Annotated in this window: 20 protein-coding genes; 12 read left to right on the top strand and 8 right to left on the bottom strand. The window is 71.0% G+C overall.

Annotation, left to right across the window (positions count from 1 at the left end; all coding sequences use genetic code 11):
* Positions 1–31: 31 nt before the first annotated feature.
* Complete coding sequence (locus ACW4TU_RS42810) at positions 32–1,027, bottom strand: 2Fe-2S iron-sulfur cluster-binding protein (RefSeq protein ID WP_457422573.1); 996 nt, start codon at positions 1,025–1,027, stop codon at positions 32–34.
* A 65-nt stretch (positions 1,028–1,092) separates the two neighbouring features.
* Here ACW4TU_RS42810 and ACW4TU_RS42815 point away from each other — a divergent pair, with 65 nt between their 5' ends.
* From ACW4TU_RS42815 to ACW4TU_RS42855, 9 genes are all read left to right on the top strand, one after another.
* Positions 1,093–2,646 carry an AMP-binding protein gene (locus tag ACW4TU_RS42815; RefSeq protein WP_457422575.1) on the top strand — a complete coding sequence of 518 codons (1,554 nt, stop codon included), beginning with the start codon at positions 1,093–1,095 and terminating at the stop codon, positions 2,644–2,646.
* A gap of 36 nt (positions 2,647–2,682) precedes the next feature.
* The gene (locus ACW4TU_RS42820) at positions 2,683–3,861 is read left to right on the top strand and encodes an amidohydrolase family protein (protein WP_457422577.1); all 1,179 of its coding nucleotides are present in this window, start codon (positions 2,683–2,685) and stop codon (positions 3,859–3,861) included.
* On the top strand, positions 3,858–5,285 hold the full coding sequence (locus ACW4TU_RS42825) for a FadD3 family acyl-CoA ligase (protein ID WP_457422579.1): 1,428 nt from the start codon (positions 3,858–3,860) through the stop codon (positions 5,283–5,285). Before ACW4TU_RS42820 ends, ACW4TU_RS42825 begins: the two co-directional genes overlap by 4 nt.
* Positions 5,282–6,859, top strand: a complete 1,578-nt coding sequence (locus ACW4TU_RS42830; RefSeq protein WP_457422581.1) for a methylmalonyl-CoA mutase family protein — start codon at positions 5,282–5,284, stop codon at positions 6,857–6,859. Before ACW4TU_RS42825 ends, ACW4TU_RS42830 begins: the two co-directional genes overlap by 4 nt.
* A complete protein-coding gene (locus tag ACW4TU_RS42835) occupies positions 6,859–7,278 on the top strand; it encodes a cobalamin B12-binding domain-containing protein (RefSeq protein ID WP_457422583.1) in 420 nt (139 codons plus the stop codon). Before ACW4TU_RS42830 ends, ACW4TU_RS42835 begins: the two co-directional genes overlap by 1 nt.
* Before the next feature lie 77 nt (positions 7,279–7,355).
* Positions 7,356–8,312: a TIGR03564 family F420-dependent LLM class oxidoreductase gene (locus tag ACW4TU_RS42840; RefSeq protein WP_457422585.1), complete on the top strand. Its 957-nt coding sequence runs from the start codon at positions 7,356–7,358 to the stop codon at positions 8,310–8,312.
* A complete protein-coding gene (locus tag ACW4TU_RS42845) occupies positions 8,309–9,400 on the top strand; it encodes a CaiB/BaiF CoA transferase family protein (RefSeq protein WP_457422587.1) in 1,092 nt (363 codons plus the stop codon). Before ACW4TU_RS42840 ends, ACW4TU_RS42845 begins: the two co-directional genes overlap by 4 nt.
* Positions 9,397–9,852 carry a VOC family protein gene (locus ACW4TU_RS42850; protein WP_457422589.1) on the top strand — a complete coding sequence of 152 codons (456 nt, stop codon included), beginning with the start codon at positions 9,397–9,399 and terminating at the stop codon, positions 9,850–9,852. Before ACW4TU_RS42845 ends, ACW4TU_RS42850 begins: the two co-directional genes overlap by 4 nt.
* Complete coding sequence (locus ACW4TU_RS42855; RefSeq protein ID WP_457422591.1) at positions 9,849–10,682, top strand: SDR family oxidoreductase; 834 nt, start codon at positions 9,849–9,851, stop codon at positions 10,680–10,682. The genes ACW4TU_RS42850 and ACW4TU_RS42855 overlap by 4 nt, the downstream gene beginning before the upstream one ends.
* 82 nt (positions 10,683–10,764) lie before the next feature.
* Here ACW4TU_RS42855 and ACW4TU_RS42860 read toward each other — a convergent pair whose 3' ends face one another.
* Both ACW4TU_RS42860 and ACW4TU_RS42865 read right to left on the bottom strand, forming a co-directional pair.
* Positions 10,765–11,517, bottom strand: a complete 753-nt coding sequence (locus ACW4TU_RS42860) for an SDR family NAD(P)-dependent oxidoreductase (protein WP_457422593.1) — start codon at positions 11,515–11,517, stop codon at positions 10,765–10,767.
* Positions 11,514–12,278 (bottom strand): SDR family NAD(P)-dependent oxidoreductase, encoded by a 765-nt coding sequence (locus ACW4TU_RS42865; RefSeq protein WP_457422595.1) that lies wholly within the window; start codon positions 12,276–12,278, stop codon positions 11,514–11,516. The genes ACW4TU_RS42860 and ACW4TU_RS42865 overlap by 4 nt, the downstream gene beginning before the upstream one ends.
* A 54-nt stretch (positions 12,279–12,332) precedes the next feature.
* Between ACW4TU_RS42865 and ACW4TU_RS42870 the strand changes: the two genes are divergently transcribed.
* A complete protein-coding gene (locus tag ACW4TU_RS42870) occupies positions 12,333–13,781 on the top strand; it encodes a class I adenylate-forming enzyme family protein (RefSeq protein WP_457422597.1) in 1,449 nt (482 codons plus the stop codon).
* Positions 13,774–14,919, top strand: coding sequence for a thiolase family protein (locus tag ACW4TU_RS42875; protein WP_457422599.1), 1,146 nt, complete (start codon positions 13,774–13,776; stop codon positions 14,917–14,919). The genes ACW4TU_RS42870 and ACW4TU_RS42875 overlap by 8 nt, the downstream gene beginning before the upstream one ends.
* A gap of 17 nt (positions 14,920–14,936) precedes the next feature.
* Here ACW4TU_RS42875 and ACW4TU_RS42880 read toward each other — a convergent pair whose 3' ends face one another.
* Genes ACW4TU_RS42880 through ACW4TU_RS42900 form a run of 5 tightly spaced genes read right to left on the bottom strand, consistent with a single transcriptional unit; the run spans position 14,937 to position 18,606 of the window.
* The gene (locus ACW4TU_RS42880; RefSeq protein ID WP_457422601.1) at positions 14,937–15,743 is read right to left on the bottom strand and encodes an acyl-CoA thioesterase; all 807 of its coding nucleotides are present in this window, start codon (positions 15,741–15,743) and stop codon (positions 14,937–14,939) included.
* Between the two features lie 28 nt (positions 15,744–15,771).
* Positions 15,772–16,560: an acyl-CoA dehydrogenase family protein gene (locus ACW4TU_RS42885; RefSeq protein ID WP_457422603.1), complete on the bottom strand. Its 789-nt coding sequence runs from the start codon at positions 16,558–16,560 to the stop codon at positions 15,772–15,774.
* A gap of 2 nt (positions 16,561–16,562) precedes the next feature.
* Entirely contained in the window at positions 16,563–17,663 is a 1,101-nt protein-coding gene (locus ACW4TU_RS42890) for an acyl-CoA dehydrogenase family protein (RefSeq protein WP_457422605.1), read from the bottom strand.
* Positions 17,660–18,079, bottom strand: a complete 420-nt coding sequence (locus ACW4TU_RS42895; protein ID WP_457422607.1) for a nuclear transport factor 2 family protein — start codon at positions 18,077–18,079, stop codon at positions 17,660–17,662. The genes ACW4TU_RS42890 and ACW4TU_RS42895 overlap by 4 nt, the downstream gene beginning before the upstream one ends.
* A gap of 56 nt (positions 18,080–18,135) precedes the next feature.
* Positions 18,136–18,606 (bottom strand): pyridoxamine 5'-phosphate oxidase family protein, encoded by a 471-nt coding sequence (locus ACW4TU_RS42900; RefSeq protein WP_457422609.1) that lies wholly within the window; start codon positions 18,604–18,606, stop codon positions 18,136–18,138.
* Positions 18,607–18,720: 114 nt separating this feature from the next.
* Between ACW4TU_RS42900 and ACW4TU_RS42905 the strand changes: the two genes are divergently transcribed.
* On the top strand, positions 18,721–20,835 hold the full coding sequence (locus ACW4TU_RS42905) for a branched-chain amino acid ABC transporter permease (protein WP_457422611.1): 2,115 nt from the start codon (positions 18,721–18,723) through the stop codon (positions 20,833–20,835).
* Positions 20,836–20,837: the final 2 nt, after the last annotated feature.

The raw sequence follows: 20,837 nt of genomic DNA on the forward strand, positions 1-20,837 counted from the left end.
GGTGGGGCGCGGACTTCGGTTCCCGGGGGGCTCAGCTCTCGTACTCGACCGTGACGTGCGGGGTCACCGGTTCGCCCTGGCAAGTAAGCACCCAGCCCTCGGCGACCTCGTCGTCGTCCAGCGCGTGGTTGACGCGCATCTTGGCCTCGCCCTCGGTGAGGCGGGCGATGCAGGTGCCGCAGTTGCCCATCTCGCAGGAGAACGGCGGCATGAGACCGGCCCGGCGGGCGCTCTCCAGCAGCGACTCGCGGGGATGCTGGTCGACCGTGCGGCGCTTCCCGGCGAGAGCGACGGTGACCGTGCCGCCACCGGGCAAGAGCGTGGTGGCTGACACCTCGACCGTCGGAGCCGGCACCGAGAAGCGCTCGACGACGATCTGCCCGGACTGGACACCGTCCGCGAGAAGCGTGTTCTCGGAGAGTGCCATGAAGGGCGCCGGCCCGCAGAGATAGAAGTCCGCGCCCAGGTCGCCGCCTACGAACTCGCTTACCTCGGCCCCGCTCACGAGGCCTTGTCGGTCATCGAGGTGGTGGCGGACCTCGAAGCGGTCAGGGTGCCGTTTCACCAGGTCGGCCAGCGTGTCGCCGAAGATGACCGAGTCCTCGTCCCGGTTGGCGGCCAGGACCCGTACCCGCCGTCCGGTGGTGGCCAGCGCGGTCTTCACGAGGGAGAGGATCGGCGTGACCCCGCTGCCTCCGCAGAGCGCGACCAGTGGCGCCGTGCCCTCGCGCAGACAGAACACGCCTGCCGGGGACGTGGTCTCGATGAGGTCGCCGGGCGCGAGGTGGTCGTGCATCCAGTTCGACACCAGACCGCCCGGAACCCGCTTCACCGTGGTCATCAACTCGCTGTCGGTGTCCGGGGAACTCGACATCGAGTAGCTGCGCAGGGCGCCGCACGCGCGCACCGTCAGGAACTGCCCGGCGCGATAGGGGAAGGGAGCGTCGAGTACGTATGTGCGCGTGTCGGCTGTCTCCTGGACGATCCGCTTGATCCGGACCGGGTGGAAACCGTGGTCTCGTACCATGTGTGGAATTTACCTTCTCTCTCTGCGAGAGTGCAATTCTCGCTACAAGGGAGGGAGTTCCCGCGATGCGAACGATCCCCACGCGCACAGTCCCCGCCGAGCTCGCCAAGCGCTATGAGGCGGAGGGCTGGTGGACCCGCGACACGCTCGGAGACCTGCTCGCGCACGGGCTGACGGCCGCCCCCGACACGGAGTTTCGCGTGCACTCGGTGGTGCGGCCGTGGACGGGAACCTTCGCCGACGTCGAGCGGGTCGCACGCCGACTGGCGGCCGGTCTCAGGGCCCGCGGGGTGGGCCCCGGCGACGTGGTCGCGTTCCAGCTGCCCAACTGGATGGAGGCGGCGGCGGTCTTCTGGGCGTCGGCGTTCCTCGGCGCGGTCGTCGTGCCGGTCGTCCACTTCTACGGGCGCAAGGAGGTCGGCTACATCCTGGACGCCGTCCGACCGCGTGTCTTCGTCACCGCCGCCCGCTTCGGCCACCTGGAACACCAGCCGGACCTGAGCGCGGACGTGCCCGTGGTCGGCGTCGTCGGGCGGGACTTCGAGGACCTGCTCGCCGGCGAACCCCTGTCCGGGGTCCTCGCGACGGACCCGGCGGGCGCGGCGCTGATCGCCTTCACCTCCGGAACGACCCGTGACCCCAAGGGAGTTGTGCACAGCCACCAGACCCTCGGCTTCGAGACCCGCCAACTGGCCGGGCTCTACCCGCCCGACCGGGGCCGCCAGCTCACCTCGGCACCTGTCGGCCACTTCATCGGCATGGTCAACGCCTTCCTCATCCCCGTCCTGGACGGCACCCCGGTGGACCTCGCCGACGTCTGGGACCCCGGCACGGCCCTCGACCTGATGAAGAGGGACCGGCTGACGGTCGGCGGCGGCGCCGCGTACTACCTGACGAGCCTCCTCGACCATCCCGACTTCACGCCCGCCCACCTCGCCGGCATGAAGTACGCGGGCCTCGGCGGCTCCGCGGTCCCGGCCGCCGTCACCGACAGGCTGGCGCGCCTAGGGATCACCGTCTTCCGCTCGTACGGCAGCACGGAGCACCCGTCGATCACCGGCTCCCGCCACACCGCGCCCGAGGCCAAGCGCCTCTACACCGACGGCGGCACCCTGCCCGGCGTCGAGGTCAGGCTCGCCGAGGACGGCGAGATCCTCAGTCGGGGACCGGATCTCTGCCTCGGCTATACCGACCCCGCGCTGACCGGCCGGGCCTTCGACGCCGACGGCTGGTACCGCACCGGAGACATCGGGGTCCTCGACGACGACGGCTATCTCACGATCACCGACCGCAAGGCCGACATCATCATCCGGGGCGGCGAGAACATCGGCGCGCTGGAGGTCGAGGAGGTGCTCCTCGCCCTGCCGGGTGTCGCGGAGGCCGCTGTGGTGGCCGTACCCGACGAGCGGCTCGGCGAACACGCGGCGGCCGTACTGCGCCTGAAACCCGGTCGCCCGGCGCCCACGCTCGACGAGATGCGCGCCCACCTCGACCGCGTGGGCCTCGCTCGGCAGAAGTGGCCGGAGGAACTGCATGTCGTCGACGAGTTCCCGCGCACCGCGAGCGGCAAGGTCCAGAAGTTCGTTCTTCGCAAGGGCATTGCGAGCCGCAAGAAGTGAGAATATCATTCTCACAATCTGCGAAGGAGGATCTCAATGCCGTCGCGCGAGCTGCCGTATCCGCTTTTCGACGCGGACAACCACCTGTACGAGACCGAAGAGGCGCTGACCAGGCACCTCCCCAAGCAGTACGAAGGCGCGATCCAGTACGTGCAGGTGAACGGCCGTACGAAGATCGCGATCCGGGGGCAGATCAGCGAGTACATCCCCAACCCCACCTTCGAGGTGGTCGCCCGCCCCGGGGCGATGGAGGACTACTTCAAGTTCGGCAACCCGGACGGGAAGAGCCGCCGGGAGATCTTCGGCGAGCCGATGCGCTCCATCCCCGCCTTCCGTGAACCCGGGGCCCGGCTGGAGCTGCTGGACGAGCTCGGAGTGCAGAAGACGCTGATGTTCCCGACGCTCGCCAGCCTCATCGAGGAGCGGATGCGGGACGATCCCGAACTGATCCACGCGGTGATCCACTCGCTCAACGAGTGGCTGCACGAGACATGGGGCTTCAACCACAAGGACCGCATTCTCACCACACCGGTCATCACCCTGCCCATCGTCGACAAGGCGATCGCGGAGCTGAACTGGGCGGTCGAGCGCGGCGCCAGGGCGATCCTGGTGCGCCCCGCCCCGGTGCCCGGCTACGGCGGCTCGCGCTCCTTCGCGGCGCCCGAGTTCGACCCGTTCTGGAAGCGCGCCGTCGAGACCGGCGTCCTGGTCGCGATGCACTCTTCGGACAGTGGCTACGCCCGGTACACCAGCGACTGGGAGGGCGGGACCAACGAGATGCTCCCGTTCAAGCCCAACGCCTTCCGTACGGTGTCCGAGTGGCGGCCGATCCAGGACGCGGTGGCCGCGTGGGTGTGCCACGGCGCCCTGTTCCGGGTCCCGGGGCTGAAGATCGCGCTGATCGAGAACGGCTCCTCCTGGGTGGCGCCCTTGCTCGACCAACTCCGGGACGTCTACAAGAAGATGCCGAACGAGTTCCTGGGCGACCCGGTACAGGCGGTCAAGGACAGCATCCACGTCAGCCCGTTCTACGAGGACGACCTCAGCGACCTCATCGACCTGATGGGCGTGGACCGGGTGCTGTTCGGCTCGGACTACCCGCACCCCGAGGGCCTGGCCCAGCCGCAGAGTTACGTCGAGGCCATCCAGCATCTGAGCGTCACGGACCAGGCCAAGATCATGGGCGGCAACCTCTCCAGGCTGATCCCGGGATGAAGTGGGAGACCATCCCGCGGATGGTGCTGAGCGCAGCCGACCGATTCGGTGACGCCGAAGCGGTCGTCGACGGCGAACTCAGGCTCACCTTCACCGAGTTGGTCGACCGGGTGCGCACGGCCGCGGGCGCCTTCGCCGCGGCCGGGATCGAGAGGGGCGACCGGGTCGCGATCTGGGCACCCAACTCGGCCGAGTGGATCGTCGCTGTTTTCGGGCTGCTCACCGCCGGCGGGGTACTCGTCCCGGTCAACACCCGGTTCAAGGCGGCCGAGGCCCACGACATCGTCCGGCGCAGCGGGGCCAAGCTCGTCCTGGTCGAGGCGGGCTTTCTCGGCCTGGACTTCGAGGGCCCGCCGGGAGTGCCGGTGATCGACCTCAAGTCGGGCTTCCTGGCCAGCGGTTCGCCGTTCGAGCGGGCGGTGAGCGGCGACGACGTCAGCGACATCACGTTCACGTCCGGGACCACCGGGCGGCCCAAGGGCGTCCTGATGACCCACGCGCAGACGCTCCGCCTGTACGGGGAGTGGTGCGACCTGGCCACCTTGCGTGAGGGCGACCGCTATCTGATCGTCAACCCGTTCTTCCACATCTTCGGCTACAAGGCGGGCCTGATCGCCTCCCTGATCCGGGGCGCGACCATCCTGCCCGTGCCCGTCTTCGACGTGGACCGCGTCCTCGATCTGGTGGAGCGCGAGAAGGTGACGGTCCTGCCCGGCCCGCCCACGCTCTACCACTCGCTCCTGGCGGCGGGGGACCGGCACGACCTGTCCTCCCTGCGGGTGGCGGTGACCGGCTCCGCCGACATCCCCGTCGAGCTGATCCGCCGGATCATCAGCGACCTGCCCTTCCAGCACATCATGACCGGGTACGGCCTGACGGAGGCGGGCACGGCCACCGCCTCCCGCCCCGGTGACTCCTTCGAGGACATCGCGACGACGGTCGGCACCCCCTGCGAGGGCGTCGAGGTGAGCGTCGCGGACGACGGCGAGGTCCTGATCCGCGGCTACAGCGTCATGCGCGGCTACCTCGACGATCCCGCCGCCACCGCCGAGGCGATCGACGCGGACGGCTGGCTGCACACCGGAGACCTCGGCACCCTCGACGACCGGGGGCACCTGAGGATCGTCGGCCGTAAGAAGGACATGTTCATCGTGGGCGGCTTCAACGCCTACCCGGCGGAGATCGAGGGCTTCCTCCTCGAACACCCGGCCGTCGCGCAGGCCGCCGTGATCGGCGTACCGGACGAGCGGCTCGGACAGGTCGGCAAGGCGTTCGTCGTCCGTAGCGCACCCGCCTCGGCGGACGAGCTGATCGCCTGGAGCCGTGAACGGATGGCCGGGTTCAAGGCACCCCGGTTCGTGGAGTTCCTCGAAGAACTGCCGTTGAACGCCACCGGCAAGGTGATGAAGGACCAGCTGAGATGACGCGACCGGACGAGACCGCTTCAGGCATCCCGCTCCAGGCGGTCTACGGACCCGCCGACCGGGGTGCCGACCCGCCCGAGCCCGGCAACTACCCCTTCACACGCGGCAACTACGCGACCGGCTACCGGGGACGGCTGTGGACACTGCGCCAGTACTCGGGCTTCGGCACGGCCGAGGAGTCCAACCGCCGCTACCGCTATCTGCTCGACCAGGGCGGCACGGGCCTGTCGGTCGCCCTGGACCTGCCCACGCAGTGCGGCTACGACTCCGACGACCCCGAGGTGACCGAGGAGGTCGGCCGCGTCGGCGTCGCCCTCGACACCCTCGCCGACGCCGAGATCCTCTTCGAGGACATCCCCCTCGACAGGATCAGCACCAGCTTCACCATCAACGGCACCGCGGCGATCCTCCTCGCCTTCTACGTCGCCGCCGCCGAACGGGGGGGCGTGCCGCGCGCGAAACTCACCGGCACGATCCAGAACGACATCCTCAAGGAGTACGCGTCCAGGGGGACGTGGATCTGGCCCGCCCAGCCGTCCCTGCGGCTGATCGCCGACACCATCGAGTTCTGCGCCGCCGAGGTGCCCAGGTTCAACGCGATCTCGGTGGCCGGCTCGCACTTTCGCGACGCGGGCGCCAACGCCGTGCAGGAGATGGCGTTCACACTCGCCGACGGGATGACGTACGTCGACACGGTGCTGGAACGCGGTCGGATGACGGTCGATCAGTTCGCCCCGCAGATCTCCTTCTTCTTCTACACCCACGGCGATTTCTTCGAGGAGATCGCCAAGTACCGTGCTGGACGCAGGCGTTGGGCAACCATCGTCCGGGAGCGGTACGGTGCCACGACCGACAAGGCGTCGATGTTCCGCTTCGGTTGCGTGGCCGGCGGGGCCTCCCTCTACGCGCCCCAGGCGCAGAACAACACCGTCCGGGTGGCGTACGAGGCGCTGGCCTCCGTACTCGGCGGCGTCCAGTCGATGTTCACGGCCGCCTGGGACGAACCGTTCGCGCTGCCCAGCGAGGAATCGGCGACCCTGGCCCTGCGCACCCAGCAGATCCTCGCCCACGAGACCGGCGTGACCCGGGTCGCGGACCCGCTCGGCGGCTCGTACTTCGTCGAGGCGCTCACCGACACGACCGAGGCACGGATCGTCGAGATCATGGACGACCTGGAGCGGTACGGGGGCATGGTCCGTGCCATCGAGGACGGCTACCTGCAAGGACTCATCGCCGACGAGGCCTACCAGCTGCACCTGGACGTCGAGGCCGGCACGCGCCCGGTCGTCGGCGTCAACCGGTTCGTCTCGGATGAGCCGCCGCCGGATCTGGCGACGTACGAACTGGACGCGGAGGGCCGCGACCGGCAGCTGAAACGCCTCGCCGACGTGAAGGCCACGCGAGACGCCGCCCTTGTACGGGAGCAGCTGTTCCGGCTGGCGCGCGCGGCGGACGGGACGGAGAACCTGATGCCCGTACTGATCGACTGCGCCAACGCCTACTGCACGGTGGGGGAGATGGTCGCCGCGCTGAAGGCGGTCTGGGGCGAGTTCCAGCAGCCGGTGGTGTTCTGATGGCCGCCGCCACCCGGATCCTGGTAGCCAAGCCCGGCCTGGACGGTCACGACCGGGGGGCCAAGATCGTCGCGCGGACACTGCGCGACGCCGGCTTCGAGGTCGTGTTCACCGGCATCCGCCAGCGCGTCGACACCATCGTGGCGACCGCCGTCCAGGAGGACGTGGCCGTGGTCGGGCTCAGCATCCTCTCCGGCGCGCATCTCGCCCTGACCACCAAGGTGGTCGAGGCGCTGCGGGCCGCCGGGGCCGACGACATCGCCGTCGTCGTGGGCGGCACCATCCCGCCGGCCGACGTACCCCGGATGCGGGCGGCGGGCGCGGCGGCGGTCTTCCCGACCGGCACGCCGCTCGACGTGCTCGTGGCGGAGATGCGGGCGCTGACGGGGAGCGCGGGGAGTTCGGCCACGGGCTCGTAGGACCTGCTCGACCACAGCTCTCAGCTCGAACTCAGCTCAAAGTCAGCTCGGAATCCTGTCGGACATCTGGAGGCACAGTGCGGGTCGGTGTGATGATCGGGCCGGAGCGTGGGGACTCCGCGCGCAAGGTCGCGCGGATGATCGACGACGTGACGTGGGCCGAGCAGGCGGGCCTCGACGCCGCGTGGGTGCCCCAGATACCCACGGACTTCGACGCGTTGACGGCCGTCGCGCTGATGGGCGCGCGGACCGGGCGGATCGAGATCGGGACGGCGGTCGTACCGCTCCAGGCCCAGCATCCGATCGCCCTCGCCCGGCAGGCACTGTCCGCGCAGGCGGCGACCGGGGGACGGCTGGCGCTGGGCGTCGGGCCCTCGCACCACTGGATCGTCCGGGACATGCTCGGGCTGCCCTACGAGCGGCCGGCCGCGTTCACCCGCGACTGCCTCGACGTCCTGGACGCGGCCCTGCGCGGCCCCGGCCCGGTCGACGTCGAGAACGCCACCTTCACCGTGCACAACCCGCTCGACCTCGGCCCGGTCGGCCCGCTGCCCGTCCTGATCGCCGCGCTCGGCCCGGTCATGCTGGCCCTCGCGGGGGAGCGCGCAGACGGAACCGTCCTCTGGATGGCCGACGAACGCGCGGTCGCCGACCACGTCGTCCCGCGCATCACCAAGGCGGCCTCAGGCGCGGGCCGCCCGGCACCCAGGGTCGTCGCGGGCATCCCGGTCTGTCTGTGCCGCCCGACAGAGGTCGACGCGGCTCGCGAACGCGCCAGCCGCATCCTCGGGGAGGCCGAGATCTCGCCCAACTACCAGCGACTGCTGGACTACGGCGACGCCCGCGGCATCGGAGACCTGTGCGCGGCCGGCGACGAGACGGCCATCCTGGCCCGGTTCCGCCGCTTCGCCGACGCCGGAGTCACCGACCTGTCGGTACGGCTGCTGCCGATCGGCGAGGGCAGGGAAGAACTGGTCGCCTCCAAACGCCGTACGCGGGACATGCTGGCCGCCCTCGCGGCGGAAGTGCGATGAACCCCGGGCCGACGGCCGGGCCACTGGCGGGCATCCGGGTCCTGGAGGTCGGCCACATGCTGGCGGGCCCCTACGCCACGATGATGCTCGCGGACCTGGGCGCCGAGGTCACGAAGATCGAGCCGCCGGGCGGGGACATCTCGCGGCAGGTGAGCGACGCCTACTTCGCCAGCCTCAACCGGGGCAAGCGCAGCGTCCGCCTGGACCTGACGACCGTGGAGGGCCAGGACCGACTCGGCGAACTCGCTGCCGACGCCCACGCGTTGCTCGTCAACCTCAAGCCCTCGGCCATCCATCGGCTGGGGCTCACCTACGAGGCGCTGCGGAAGTGGAACGAGCGGATCGTGTGTGTCGCGCTGACCGGCTTCGGGCTGACCACGGGCGACGAACCCGCCTTCGACTACGTCGTCCAGGCCGCCACCGGAGTCGCCGCGCTCACCGGCGATCCCGACGGCCCGCCGACACTGCCCGGCTACTCCGCCGCCGACAACTCGACCGGCCTCACAGCGGCGTTGGGCCTGCTCGCGCAGATCGTCTCGGGCCGTGGCGGCCAAGTCGACGTCTGCCTGCGGGACGTGATGCTGTCCCAGCTCAACTACCGTGCCTCCGCCTACCTCAACGAGGGCACCGAGCCACGGCGCCTGCCGCTCGGCGCGCACTCCTACTACGTACCGGCGCAGCTCTTCCCCACCGCCGAGGGTCACTTGGCGCTGTTCATCACCCACGACGGCTTCTGGAAGTCGTTCGCGGCCGAGGCGGGCGTCGGGGGTTTTCCGACCATGTCCGAGCGGGCGGCCCGGCGGGGAGAGGTCCTGGAGGCGGTCACGGCGGCCCTGGCGGGCGACACCGCCGTTGCCTGGGAAGCCCGGTTGCGGCCCCTGGGCGTACCGGCCGCCGCCGTACGCACGCTGCCGGAGGCACTCGCAGCCACACCTCAGGCAGTGGTGACGGCGGGTGACTACCGGCTGGTCCGCAGCCCGGTACGGATCGCCGGCCACGAGCCCGACTACCGGCCGCCGCCCCGGCTGGGCGAGCACAACCGTCCTGCCCCGCACGGTTCCGGTGAGAGTGAGGTGGTCGAGTCATGAGGGGCGAGGACCAGTTCCACCTCGGCATCGTCGCCCAGGACTTCGAGGGGACCCTGGCCGGTCTGTCGGCGGCGTTCGGTTACGAGTGGTGCGCGGAGATCACCGGCCCGCTGACCGTGACGCTGCAGACCGGCGAGGCTGAGGTACGGCTCAGCTGCGTGTACTCGCGGACCGCACCCCGCCTGGAGATCCTGCGGAGCATCCCCGGCACCCTCTGGGAAGCGGGGCCCGGCGGGGGCGTCCACCACGTCGGCTACTGGTCCGACGACGTCGGCGCGGACTGCGCCGGCCTCACCGACCTCGGATACACGGTCGAGGCCTCCCGCATCGGCTCCGCCGGGTCCGCCTTCGCCTTCCTGCGCGGCTCCGACGGTGTGCTCGTCGAACTCGTCGACCGGGCGGCACAGCCGATGCTGGAGAAGTTCTGGGCCGACGGAGGGGACAGGGTATGACCACCGTAGGTATCGCCACGGGCGCCGGGCGCGGAATGGGGCTGGCGTGCGCACGACGGCTGGTCGACACGGTGGACACGCTGCTGCTCGTCGACCGGGACGAGGCGACCGTGACGGCGGCGGCGAAGGAACTGGCAGCTGCCGGAGGGGGCGCGGCCGTCGAGCCGTTCGTCCTCGACATCACCGACCGGGTCGGCCTGGCCCGGCTCGCCGCGCGCTCCGCCGAACGGGGGACCCTGCGCGCCGTGGCCCACGCCGCCGGAATCTCGCCCATGATGGCCGACTGGCGGACGATCTTCGCGGTCGACCTGGTGGGCACCGCGCGGCTCGCCGAGGCTCTGCGCCCCCTCGCCACGGACGGCACGGCGCTGGTGTGCTTCGCCTCGATGGCCCCGCTGCTCGGCAACCTCGAAGCCGCCCCGGCCGTCGCAGCCGTCCTGGACGACCCGCTCGACGACGCCTTCCTCAACCGGCTCCACGACGCGCTGGGACCGGGCGTCGAGGACAGCGGCGCCGCCTACGCCTGGGCCAAGCACGGGGTCCACCGTCTCGTACGGCGTGAGGCGCTCCGGCTCGGACCGCTCGGCGCCCGTATCTGCTCGGTGTCGCCCGGAGTCATCGACACCCCGCAGGGCAGGCAGGAAGCCGCGAACCAGCCGACCATGGACGCGCTCGTACGCCGGTCCGCGACCGGCCGCCCGGGACACGCCGAGGAGGTCGCAGCCGGGGTCGCCTTCCTGCTCTCGGCCGAGGCGAGCTTCATCACGGGCGTCGACCTTCTGATCGACGGCGGCGCTTGTGCGGCGGTACGGGGACGGGCTGGGCGGTAGGACACATCCCTGAAATCCGGATGCCAACACATGCTGTCTGTGCGGCAGTCGGCATTCGCTTTCGGGTATCTGGATCCCCTCCTCAACCGACCGGCTCCGAGCGCTGCACGGTCCCCGTGATCCCGCCCGCGTCCTGCCCGGCCAGCCGTACCGCGGCCCGGCCCATCGCCTCCGGCGGCTCCACCATCTCCGGCGGGATCTCGCGGCCACCACCCGCCGCCTGCCACCCCTCCGTCAGGACGATCCGGGACGGGGCCAGGCAGTTGACGGCGATGTTGTCGGCCCGCAGGTCGGTGGCGAGCCCGAGGTAGAGCCGCTCGACGGCCGCCTTGGACACCCAGTACGCGTTGGCACCCCGGTCGGTCATCCCGACCCCGCTGGTCGTCACGGCCACCAGCGAGCCTCCGCCGCGCTCCCGGACGTACGGGATCACGGCCTTGGTGACGAGGAAGACCCCCGTCAGATTCACGTCCAGGCACAGCTGCCAGCGTTTGAGCGGCGTGGACTCGACGGGGCCGAGCCACAGCACCCCGGCGTTGGCGATCAGGATGTCGATGCCGCCGAACTCGGCGACGGTCGCCGCCACGGCCGCCTCCACCGACTGCTCGCTGCTGACGTCGCAGGGCACCGCGAGCGCCCGGCCGCCCGCCTTCGTGATCCCGTCGGCGACCGAGTGGATCGTCCCCGGCAGCCGGCCCGTCTCCTCGGACCGCGCGGCCACCGCCACCGACGCCCCCGCCTCCGCCAGCGCCACGGCGACCGCCCGTCCGATGCCCCGGCTGGCCCCGGCGACGAACGCGACCCTCCCCTTCAACGACCCACTGACGTCGCTCACTTGGGCGGGAACCTGAGCGCTCCGTCGAGGCGGATGACCTCGCCGTTGAGATAGCCGTTCTCGCAGATGTGCTCGACGAGCCCCGCGTACTCGGGGGAGCGGCCCATCCGCCGGGGATGCGGAACCTGGGGACCCCAGTAGGCCTCCAACTGGTCACCCGCCTTGCCGTAGGCCGGAGTGAGGAAGGTCCCCGGGGCGATGGTGACGACCCGGATGCCGAGCGGGGACAGGTCACGGGCGGCCACCAGCGTCATGCTCACGACCCCGCCCTTGGCCGCCGCGTAGGGGAGTTGGCCGATCTGGCCCTCGTACGCCGCGATCGAAGCGGTGTTGACGATGACTCCTCGGCCTCCGTCCTCGTGCGGCTCCTGCCTGGCGATGGCGGCGGCGGCCAGGCGCAGCACGTTGAAGACTCCGGTCAGATAGACCTCGATGGTCGTCCTGAAGCCATCGAGGCCGATCGGAGTGCCGTCCTTGCCGATCAGCCGACCGCCGCTCGCCGGGCCGCCGTGGCAGTCCACCGAGATCCGCAGCGGGCCCGCCGACTCCGCCTCGGCCAGCGCCGCCAGGACATCGTCCTCGCTGGTGGCGTCCGTCCGGACGTAGCGCACGCCGAGCTCCTGCTCCAGCGCCTTGCCCTTCTCGTCGGCGAGATCGGCGACGACCACCTTCGCCCCGGCCGTGTGCAGCCGGCGGACGGTGGCCTCGCCCAGGCCCCCCGCCCCACCGACGACGACTGCCGAGCTGCCACTGATCTGCATCAAGGTTTTCCTCTCTTGCAAGCAGGGCTCTAGTCAGATGAGAATAGCATTCTCATGAATATCACCATGCTGCTGGAGATGGCGAGCTCGGCCGGAGACCGGGTGGTGGCGACGGCGGACGGCCGTTCCCTGACCGCCTCGGAGTTGCTGGACCGCGCCCGGGCCGCAGCGCACCGCTTCCGGCGCCGTTCGGCCGTCCTCTACCTGGGCGCCAACCATCTCGCCTACCCCGTGGCCCTGTTCGGCGCGGCCCTGGCGGGAGTCCCCTTCATCCCCCTCAACTACCGCCTCGGCGAACACCAGTTGACCCGAATGCTGGACCGCCACCCGGGCGCCCTCGTACTGAACCCCGCCGACCTCGGTGAACTACTGGAAGCCGGGTGGGAGACGGGTGAGGTTGGCGGCGACGAACCGGCCCCGCAGGACCAGGACGCCGTCGCCGTCGTGCTCTACACCAGCGGGACGACGGCCGAGCCCAAGGCTGCCCTCCTGCGCCACCGCCACCTGCTGGCCTACGTGTTCAACACCCAGGAGTTCGCCTCGGCCGGGCCCGACGCCGCGACGCTCGTGGCGGTGCCCCCGTACCACGTGGCCGGTCTGATGAACCTGCTCACGAACCTCTACTCCGGGCGCCGGATCGTGTACCAGTCCGCCTTCGGGGCGCCCGAGTGGCTGGCGACGGTCCGACGCGAACGCGTCACCCACGCGCTGGTCGTCCCGACGATGCTCGCCCGCATCGTCGCCGAGGTCCCCGACGGCACCACCGCCCAGGCACCGACGCTGCGCAGCCTCGCGTACGGCGGCGCCCGCGCCCCGCGACCCGTCGTCGAACGGGCGCTGCGGGCCTTCCCGGACACAGGTTTCGTGAACGCGTACGGCCTGACCGAGACCACGTCCTCGATCGCCGTCCTCGGCCCCGACGACCACCGCGAGGCGCTGGCGTCCGACGAACCGGCGGTGCGCGACCGGCTCGGTTCGGTGGGGCGCGCGCTGCCCGGCGTCGAGATCCAGATCCGCGGCGAGGAGGCCGGCGAGGTTGTCCAAGTCGGCCGCACCGGGCTGGTGTTCGTGCGCGGGGAGCAGATCTCCGGCGAGTACGGCGGACGCGGTGCCGCGCTGGACGGTGACGGCTGGTTCGCCACCCGGGACCGGGGGCGGCTCGACGCCGACGGCTATCTGTTCATCGAGGGGCGCGCCGACGACACCATCATCCGGGGCGGCGAGAACATCGCTCCGGCCGAGATCGAGGACGTCCTCCTCACCCATCCCGGCATCGTCGAGGCGGCGGTGCTCGGGCTGCCCGACCCCGAGTGGGGGCAGCGGATCGTCGCCGTGCTCGTCGGGGAGGGCGACCCGGACGAGATCCGCGCCTGGGTCCGGGAACGTCTGCGCTCCGCCAAGACGCCCGACACCGTCGTCTTCCGCGCCGAACTGCCCAAGTCCGACACCGGAAAGCTGCTGCGCCGCACCCTGCTCGCCGACCTGGAGACCCCCCATGCCTGAAGCAGTCATCGTGTCCGCCCTGCGCACTCCCGTCGGCACCGCCTTCAAGGGCACGCTGCGCGACACCACGGCCTTCGACCTCGCCCACCACATCGTCGCCGCGGCAGCCGCCACGGACGGCGTGGACGCGTCCCTCATCGACGACATCGTCCTCGGCGAGGGGCTGTACGGCGGCGGAGTCATCGCCCGGCACGCCGCCGTGACCACCGGCCTCACCTGGGTGCCCGGGCTTGCCCACAACCGGCACTGCGCGGCCGGTCAGGCGGCCGTCCAGAGCGCGGCGGCGAGCATCCGCGCCGGAATGGACGAGCTCGTCATCGCGGGCGGCGTCAACTCGGCCTCCACCTCACCGCGTTCGGTGACGAAGGTCGACGGCGAGTGGGAACCCTGGATGTCCCCGACCCACCCGGCCCGACCGGACGCCCCCAACACCGACATGTCGATCACCGTCGGCTGGAACACCGCAGTCCGGGCAGGCATCAGCCGCGCCGAGATGGACGACTGGGCGCTGCGCTCGCACCGCAACGCCGTACGCGCCATCGACGAGGGCCGCTTCGACGCCGAACTCGCCCCGATCGACACCCCGCACGGTCTGTTTTCCGTCGACGAGCACCCGCGCCGCGACACGAGCGCGGAGAGACTGGCCGCGCTCAAGCCGCTCCACCCGGAGATCGAGGGATTCAGCATCACGGCCGGCAACGCGGGCGGCGCGAACGACGGCGCGGCGGCCCTGGTCATCGCCAGCGACCGCCTCGGCCTCCCGGCTCTCGGCACGGTCCGGTCCTGGGCGTCCGTGGGTGTCGACCCCGCCGACATGGGCCTCGCACCGGTGACCGCGATCCCCAAGGCCCTGAAGCGCGCCGGGCTTTCGCTCTCCGACGTCGACCTCTACGAGATCAACGAGGCCTTCGCCGTCGTACCCGTGGCCGCCGTCAAACAACTCTGCCTCGACGCCGACCTCGTCAACGTCAACGGCAGCGGCTGCTCGCTCGGCCACCCGGTCGCCGCCACGGGCGCCCGGATGCTGGTCACCCTCGTGCACGAACTGCGCCGGCGCGGCGGCGGGATCGGCGTCGCCGCCATGTGCGCGGGCGGGGGGATGGGCTCGGCCACAGTCATCGAAGTACCGGCGCCTTGAGGTGATGTGACTGAACGTCAGCGTCTGAAACGGAGCAGGGCTTCCTGGGCGAACGAGGCGACCAGGGAGCCCCCCTCGGTGAGGACGTCACCGCGGCCGTAGCAACGGCCGTGCGCCACAAGAGGGCTGTGCTGGCGCAGGAGCAGCCAGGAGTCGGTCCGCAAGGGCCGGTGGAAGCGCACGGTGTGCGCCGTCACGGCCGATGTGAACAGCGTGTTCGCGTCCTGCTGGCCGACCCCTTCGACCTGGCGCAGCGCGGTCCCGATGAGGCTCAGATCGGTGGCGTACGCCGTGAGGGCCGGGGCCAGTCCGGGCGCGACGGCCGGGGTGCGCATCCAGAGTTCGTACTCGGGCGTCTCGGACCTGGGGGTGTCGAGGCCGGTGACGGCCCGGGTGTCCCACGGCAGCAGATCCAGGTCCATGGAGTGCTCCTCACCGGGTACGGCGGGGACATGGAACGGCGTTTGATGCTCGGGGCCGTCCTCGGCGACGTGCATGGACACCGCGGCGGTGGCCATGACGCCGGGGGACTGGCGGGCGACGATGCCCAGCGTCGCGAAGGTTCCGCCCTCGTGATGACGCGACACCTCGTACCGGACGGGCTCGTCGGGCCGCCCCGCGCGGGCGAAGAGGGCGTGGACGGACTTCACCGACTTGTCCGGGCAGGCCAGTGCGGCCGCCCGGACGAACTGGGCGAGCAGCTGTCCGCCGAACAGCCGGTGATGGCCGAGGCGTTGGTTGGTCCCCTCGAACTCCGCGTCTCCGTCGGCTGGTCGGGGCTGGAGTTCGAGACAGGCGAGCAGGTCACTCCAGAGATCGGTCACAGGGGCTCCCAAGGTGAGAAAGGGACTGTCAGAGCTGGATCAGCCGGGGAGTCGACCGCCCCTCCCGTACGAGCGCCCCTGCCTCCCGCGTCAACTCCCGTGTGCTGCCCAGCAGTCCGTCCAGCACGAGCGCCCGTCGGACATGCCGGTGCAGATCATGCTCGGCGGTGAAGCCGATCCCGCCCAGCACCTGCTGACAGTGCCGGGCCGCAGTCAGCGCGGCCCTCCCGGCCGAGGCCTTGGCCAGCAGTGCGCCGAGATCGTCGGCGGCGGCCACGAGGGTCGCCTCGGCCCCTTCGAGAGCGACGAGTGTCTCCGCGAGCCGGTGCCGTACTGCCTGGAAGGAAGCGAGGGGCCGGCCGAACTGGGTGCGGTCCAGCACATGCGACCGGGCCAGAGCTAGCATCGCCCGCCCGGTGCCCAGCAGCCACCAGCCGAGCGCCCGCCGACCCGCCCCGAGCGGAGCCGGTTCCCCAACAGAGCTGGCCCGTAGGGGCAGTTCACCGTCAAGACAGACACCCAGAGTCCTGCTCCCACCCCGCTCCCACACCACCCACGAGCCGCCCGTGTACGGCAGCGGCAAGGCGCCCCCGAGGGTGCGGCCGGCCGCGTGCAGCACCACGTCGTTGAGGAGCGGGGCGTGGGCGCCGGTCTCCCCGAGCAGCCGGAATGTGAGCGGGACCGCGACCTCGGGCACCTCCGTCAGTAGATCGGCCCACCCGAGGTCGGTCAGCGCGGCGTCGAGCGCCGGACCCGTGGCCGTCGTCATCGTCTTGCGGAGCGTCCCGGCGAGCAGGTCCCGTTCGGCGGCGTCCATGGCTACTCCCTCCCGAGCTTCAGCAGCCGGCGGGCGATGATGTTCCGCTGGATCTCGGCGGTACCGCCGTAGATGGTCGCCGCGCGCGAGTACAGGTACTCCGACCGCCAGGCCGTCTCCGTCAGCTCCAGCACGCCGGGCAGCAAGTCCCGTACGGTGTCGAAGAGTTGTTGCTCCGCCGTGGCCAGCAGGACCTTGTCGACCGAGGTCTCCGGGCCCAGGTGCTCCCCGTCCGCCAGGCGCCGCTGCGTCGCGTGGGAGCGGCAGCGGGCCGTGTGGAGGGCGAGATAGGCGGCGCCGAGGGCGTCGTCGTCCTGGGCGGAGTCGGGTGCGGGCGCCTGTACCAGCAGGCGATCAAGTCGGGTGTAGAGATGGGCGATCCGGTGCCAGAAGCACGTGGAGCGTTCGTGCGGAAGCAGGTCCATCGCCAACTGCCAGCCGTCGCCGGGGCGGCCCAGCATCCGGTCGCCGGGGACGACCACGTCGTCGAAGAACACCTCCGCGAACTCGTCCACCCCGTGCATCGTGCGCAGCGGCCGGACAGTGATCCCGGGGGCGTCCATGTCGACGAAGAACGCGGTGATGCCCGTATGGCCAGGGGCCGTGCGCGTGAGCAGGACGCAGCGGGCGGAGTACTGGGCGAGGCTCGTCCACACCTTCTGGCCCGTCACCACCCAGTCGTCGCCCCGGGGGACGGCCCTGGTGGTGAGCGAGGCCAGGTCGCTGCCGGAGCCCGGTTCGGAGAAACCCTGGCACCACTGTTCCCGGCCGCCGAGCAGCAGCGGGACCATCTCGGCGGCCTGCTCCGGACGCGCGTACGAGATCATCGTCGGGGCCAGCACCTCGACCATGGAGTAGATCCCGGGCTCGGCCAGGCCCCGGGTCGCGACCTCTTCGCCGAGCACCGCGCGCAGTACGGCGGGCCCGCCGAGCCCCCTCACCTCGGCGGGCCATCCGTACCGCATCCACCCCGCCCCGTACAGCGCGCGCCGGACCCGGGCGAGCTGTGCGACCTGCGCGTCGAGCGAGTCGTCGGGGCCGGGGGAGAGGTCGTTGGCGTCGAGCCAGCGCCGCAGGTCCGTGCGGAACCCGGTGACGTTCATGTCCCCGGACGCTGGTAGGCGTGCGGGCGGCCCGAGTCGTGCGCGCCGCTGCGGCGGATGAACGTCATGGCGCGGGTGCGCAGCCGCCAGCCGTCGGCTGTCCGCACGTAGGTGTCGTTGTAGTAGCCGATGCGCAGGTCGTGGGTGGTGTGGTCGACGAAGCACAGGGGCTGGGTGCCGGACGCGGAGTCCTCGTCCGCGCCCGGCTCGACGACGGCCGTCGCGGTGAGGAACAGTCCCTTGGGGGCCGCCGCGACCAGCGCCGGGAACTCGTCGAGGACGTAGGTGTCACCGAAGGCGCTGTAGGTCCCGTCGGGAGTGAAGACCGCGAGCACGCCGTCCAGTTTGCCCTGGGTGATGTACACCGCGTACCGGGCCAGCAGTTGCTGGATCTCCATCAGGTCGTCAGTGGACACTGAGAATTCCATTCTCTAAAAGAGAGCGGAAGGTTCTCACGGAGGTCATGGAGGCGTCAACGGTCCTGCCGCAGTTTGGCGAAGTCCCAGCTCACCACCTTCTCCGCTGTCACCCGTAGCCAGGCGTGCCGCCCGTCGTACGGGAAGTCCCGGCCGTCCGCGTACTTGTCCGCGAACAGCCTTTCAGGCTCCCGGAGTTCCTCCACGGGCGCTCCTTTCCGAGGCGTCTCGCCGACCACCTCCACGCGGCCCCGAAGCTCCACGCCGCGCAGTTGCATGAAGTCGGAGCTCCCGTCGTCGACGATCACGGCGGTCCGCGGATCGCGGTCCAGGTCGGTCCAGCGCCGACTGCGGACCAGGGAGTTGAGCCACAGGGACGTCCCGTCCCACACGAACCACAGGGCGCTGACATGGGGGTCGCCACCCGCCCCGACAGTCGCCACCCGGCACACGGGCTGCGTACGCAGAAACGCGTCCCGCTCCGGCTCGGTCATGGCGATCGCGGTTCCCCTGCGCTGTCCGGTCATCGTTTCTCCCAGCCTTGTTCGAATGCTTGATTCTCTCCCACTGAGAAGCTAGTTTCCACCCTCAGAGAGGGGATCACTCGGTCGGCCGACCCCGACATCGAGTGACGGCGCGTCATGGACCAGTTCCTCACCTTCGGCATCGTCGGCCTCAGCACCGCCGCGATCTACGCGGTCATCGGCAGCGGCCTCGTGCTCACCTACACCACCACCGGCGTGTTCAACTTCGCGCACGGCGCCGCGGGCATGCTCTCGGCGTTCACCTACTGGCAGCTCACCGTCGGCTGGGGCTGGCCGGTTCCGGTCGCAGTGGCCGTCGTACTGCTTCTGCTCGCTCCGGCGTTCGGACTCCTCGTCGAACGGTTCATCCTGCGACCCGTGCAGGCGCTCGGCGAAGCGGAACGGCTGGTGATGACGGTCGCGCTGCTCAGCGGACTCATCGGGGTGGCCCGCTGGATCTGGGACCCGAACGTGGCCCGGCCGCTGCCCGCCTTCTTCGCCGACCGGGCCCCCTTCCACATCGGCCCGGCCGCCGTCACCTGGCACCAGGCCATCACCATGGGCGTGGCCCTCGCGGTCGCCGCCGGACTGCGCGTCCTGCTCTACCGCACTCGCGCCGGCGCGGAGATGCGCGCCACCGTCGACGATCGCGCACTCGTCGGACTCACCGGCGCCGATCCCGTACGGGCCAACAAGGCCGCCTGGATCATGGGCACCCAACTCGCCGCGCTCGGTGGCATATTGATCGCACCGAGCGTCACCCTCGACGCGGCGCAGCTCTCCCTCCTGATCGTCAGCGCCTATACCGCCGCGGTCTTCGGCCGACTGCGCAGTGTGCCGCTCACCTTCATCGGCGCCGTCGTCATCGGCTGCACGGAGAGCTATCTGACCGGCTACCTGCCGCAGAACGACTACCTGCCCGGCCTGCGCCTCGCCGCCCCCGCCCTGCTCCTGTTCATCGCTCTCCTTGTGTTCCCGCACCGGCGGCTGCGCGGACGCGACCGGCGGCTGGCCCCGGTCCCGGTGCCCACGGCACGCGGCACGCTGGTCTTCGCGGCGGCGACCGTCGCGTTCGGCATCGTGCTGGCATCGATGCTCGGCGAGGCAGACCTCATCACCTACGGACCGGTCTTCTCGCTCGGCGTGGTGGCCCTCTCGTACGTCCCCCTGACCGGTTACGCGGGCCAGATCTCCCTGTGCCAGCTGAGCATGGCCGGGGTCGGCGCGGTCGTCTGGGCGCACTTCGGTGCCCATGGAGAACTGTGGGCGCTGGGCCTGGCGGTGCTGGTCTCGGCGGTCGCCGGGGCGCTGATCGCGCTCCCGGCGCTGCGGCTGTCCGGCGTGTACCTGGCGCTCGGGACCGCCGCATTCGCCGTCGTACTCGACCGCTGGATCTTCACCCTCCCCGCCTTCCACGTCTTCGGGATCGAGGTCGCGCTGTTCGACCAGGGCTCGGTGGAAGTGACCGGGCCCTCGCTGTTCGGGCTACGACTGGACAGCGGGGAGGAGTTGATGGTGCTCGCCGCGGTCTGTCTCGCCCTCGCGTCGATCGGCGTGGCGGCGCTGCGGCGGGGCCGGTTCGGGCGGCGGCTGATCGCCCTGCGCGACAGCGAGGCGGCCTACGCCACGCTCGGTGGCAACCTGCTCGTCGCCAAGGTGCTGGTGTTCGCACTGGCCTCGGGGATCGCGGGCCTCGGTGGCGCGCTGTACGGAATGCAGCAACGAGCTATCACACCCGACCAGTTCAACCTGGTGGCCGGGCTGCCGATCTTCCTGGTCGCGGTGATCGGCGGACTCGGCGCGGTCGGCAACGGCCTGTTCACCGGTACGGCGCTCATCGGACCGACCAACGCCCTGATCGCCGTGGCGCCCTCGCTGCAGAACCCGGTCGCCCTGCTGCCGGCTCTCGCGGGCATGGGCCTCGGCAAGAGCCCCGACGGCGTCTCGGCCCACTTCCGGCGCCAGTGGGAGCCGCTCGGCCGCGACCGCATCGCCCTCACGGCACTCGTCGCCTGGCTGGCCACGGCCTGGCTGCTGCGCCTCGGCGACATCATCAACGGCTGGACCTTCCTCGGCGGTGCCGTCGTCGTGGCAGTGGCACTACGCACATGGGCGAGCGTCCGACAGGCCCCGGCGGCCGAGCCGGAGATACCGGTCGAGTGGTGGGGCGTACGGCGTGACTGGCGTCCGGAGGACGGGGAGGTGCTGGCCCGTGGCGTCGCTGCGAGTTAGTG

It is taken from the genome of Streptomyces kryoterrae, assembly GCF_054072135.1.

Coding starts and splice junctions, on each gene's coding strand:
- ACW4TU_RS42835 (WP_457422583.1), top strand. CDS start 6,859: ATGGCCGCCGCCACCCGGATCCTGGTAGCCAAGCCCGGCCTGGACGGT.
- ACW4TU_RS42825 (WP_457422579.1), top strand. CDS start 3,858: ATGAAGTGGGAGACCATCCCGCGGATGGTGCTGAGCGCAGCCGACCGA.
- ACW4TU_RS42870 (WP_457422597.1), top strand. CDS start 12,333: ATGAATATCACCATGCTGCTGGAGATGGCGAGCTCGGCCGGAGACCGG.
- ACW4TU_RS42845 (WP_457422587.1), top strand. CDS start 8,309: ATGAACCCCGGGCCGACGGCCGGGCCACTGGCGGGCATCCGGGTCCTG.
- ACW4TU_RS42890 (WP_457422605.1), bottom strand. CDS start 17,663: ATGAACGTCACCGGGTTCCGCACGGACCTGCGGCGCTGGCTCGACGCC.
- ACW4TU_RS42905 (WP_457422611.1), top strand. CDS start 18,721: ATGGACCAGTTCCTCACCTTCGGCATCGTCGGCCTCAGCACCGCCGCG.
- ACW4TU_RS42865 (WP_457422595.1), bottom strand. CDS start 12,278: ATGCAGATCAGTGGCAGCTCGGCAGTCGTCGTCGGTGGGGCGGGGGGC.
- ACW4TU_RS42850 (WP_457422589.1), top strand. CDS start 9,397: ATGAGGGGCGAGGACCAGTTCCACCTCGGCATCGTCGCCCAGGACTTC.
- ACW4TU_RS42885 (WP_457422603.1), bottom strand. CDS start 16,560: ATGGACGCCGCCGAACGGGACCTGCTCGCCGGGACGCTCCGCAAGACG.
- ACW4TU_RS42900 (WP_457422609.1), bottom strand. CDS start 18,606: ATGACCGGACAGCGCAGGGGAACCGCGATCGCCATGACCGAGCCGGAG.
- ACW4TU_RS42875 (WP_457422599.1), top strand. CDS start 13,774: ATGCCTGAAGCAGTCATCGTGTCCGCCCTGCGCACTCCCGTCGGCACC.
- ACW4TU_RS42810 (WP_457422573.1), bottom strand. CDS start 1,027: ATGGTACGAGACCACGGTTTCCACCCGGTCCGGATCAAGCGGATCGTC.
- ACW4TU_RS42820 (WP_457422577.1), top strand. CDS start 2,683: ATGCCGTCGCGCGAGCTGCCGTATCCGCTTTTCGACGCGGACAACCAC.
- ACW4TU_RS42830 (WP_457422581.1), top strand. CDS start 5,282: ATGACGCGACCGGACGAGACCGCTTCAGGCATCCCGCTCCAGGCGGTC.
- ACW4TU_RS42855 (WP_457422591.1), top strand. CDS start 9,849: ATGACCACCGTAGGTATCGCCACGGGCGCCGGGCGCGGAATGGGGCTG.
- ACW4TU_RS42815 (WP_457422575.1), top strand. CDS start 1,093: ATGCGAACGATCCCCACGCGCACAGTCCCCGCCGAGCTCGCCAAGCGC.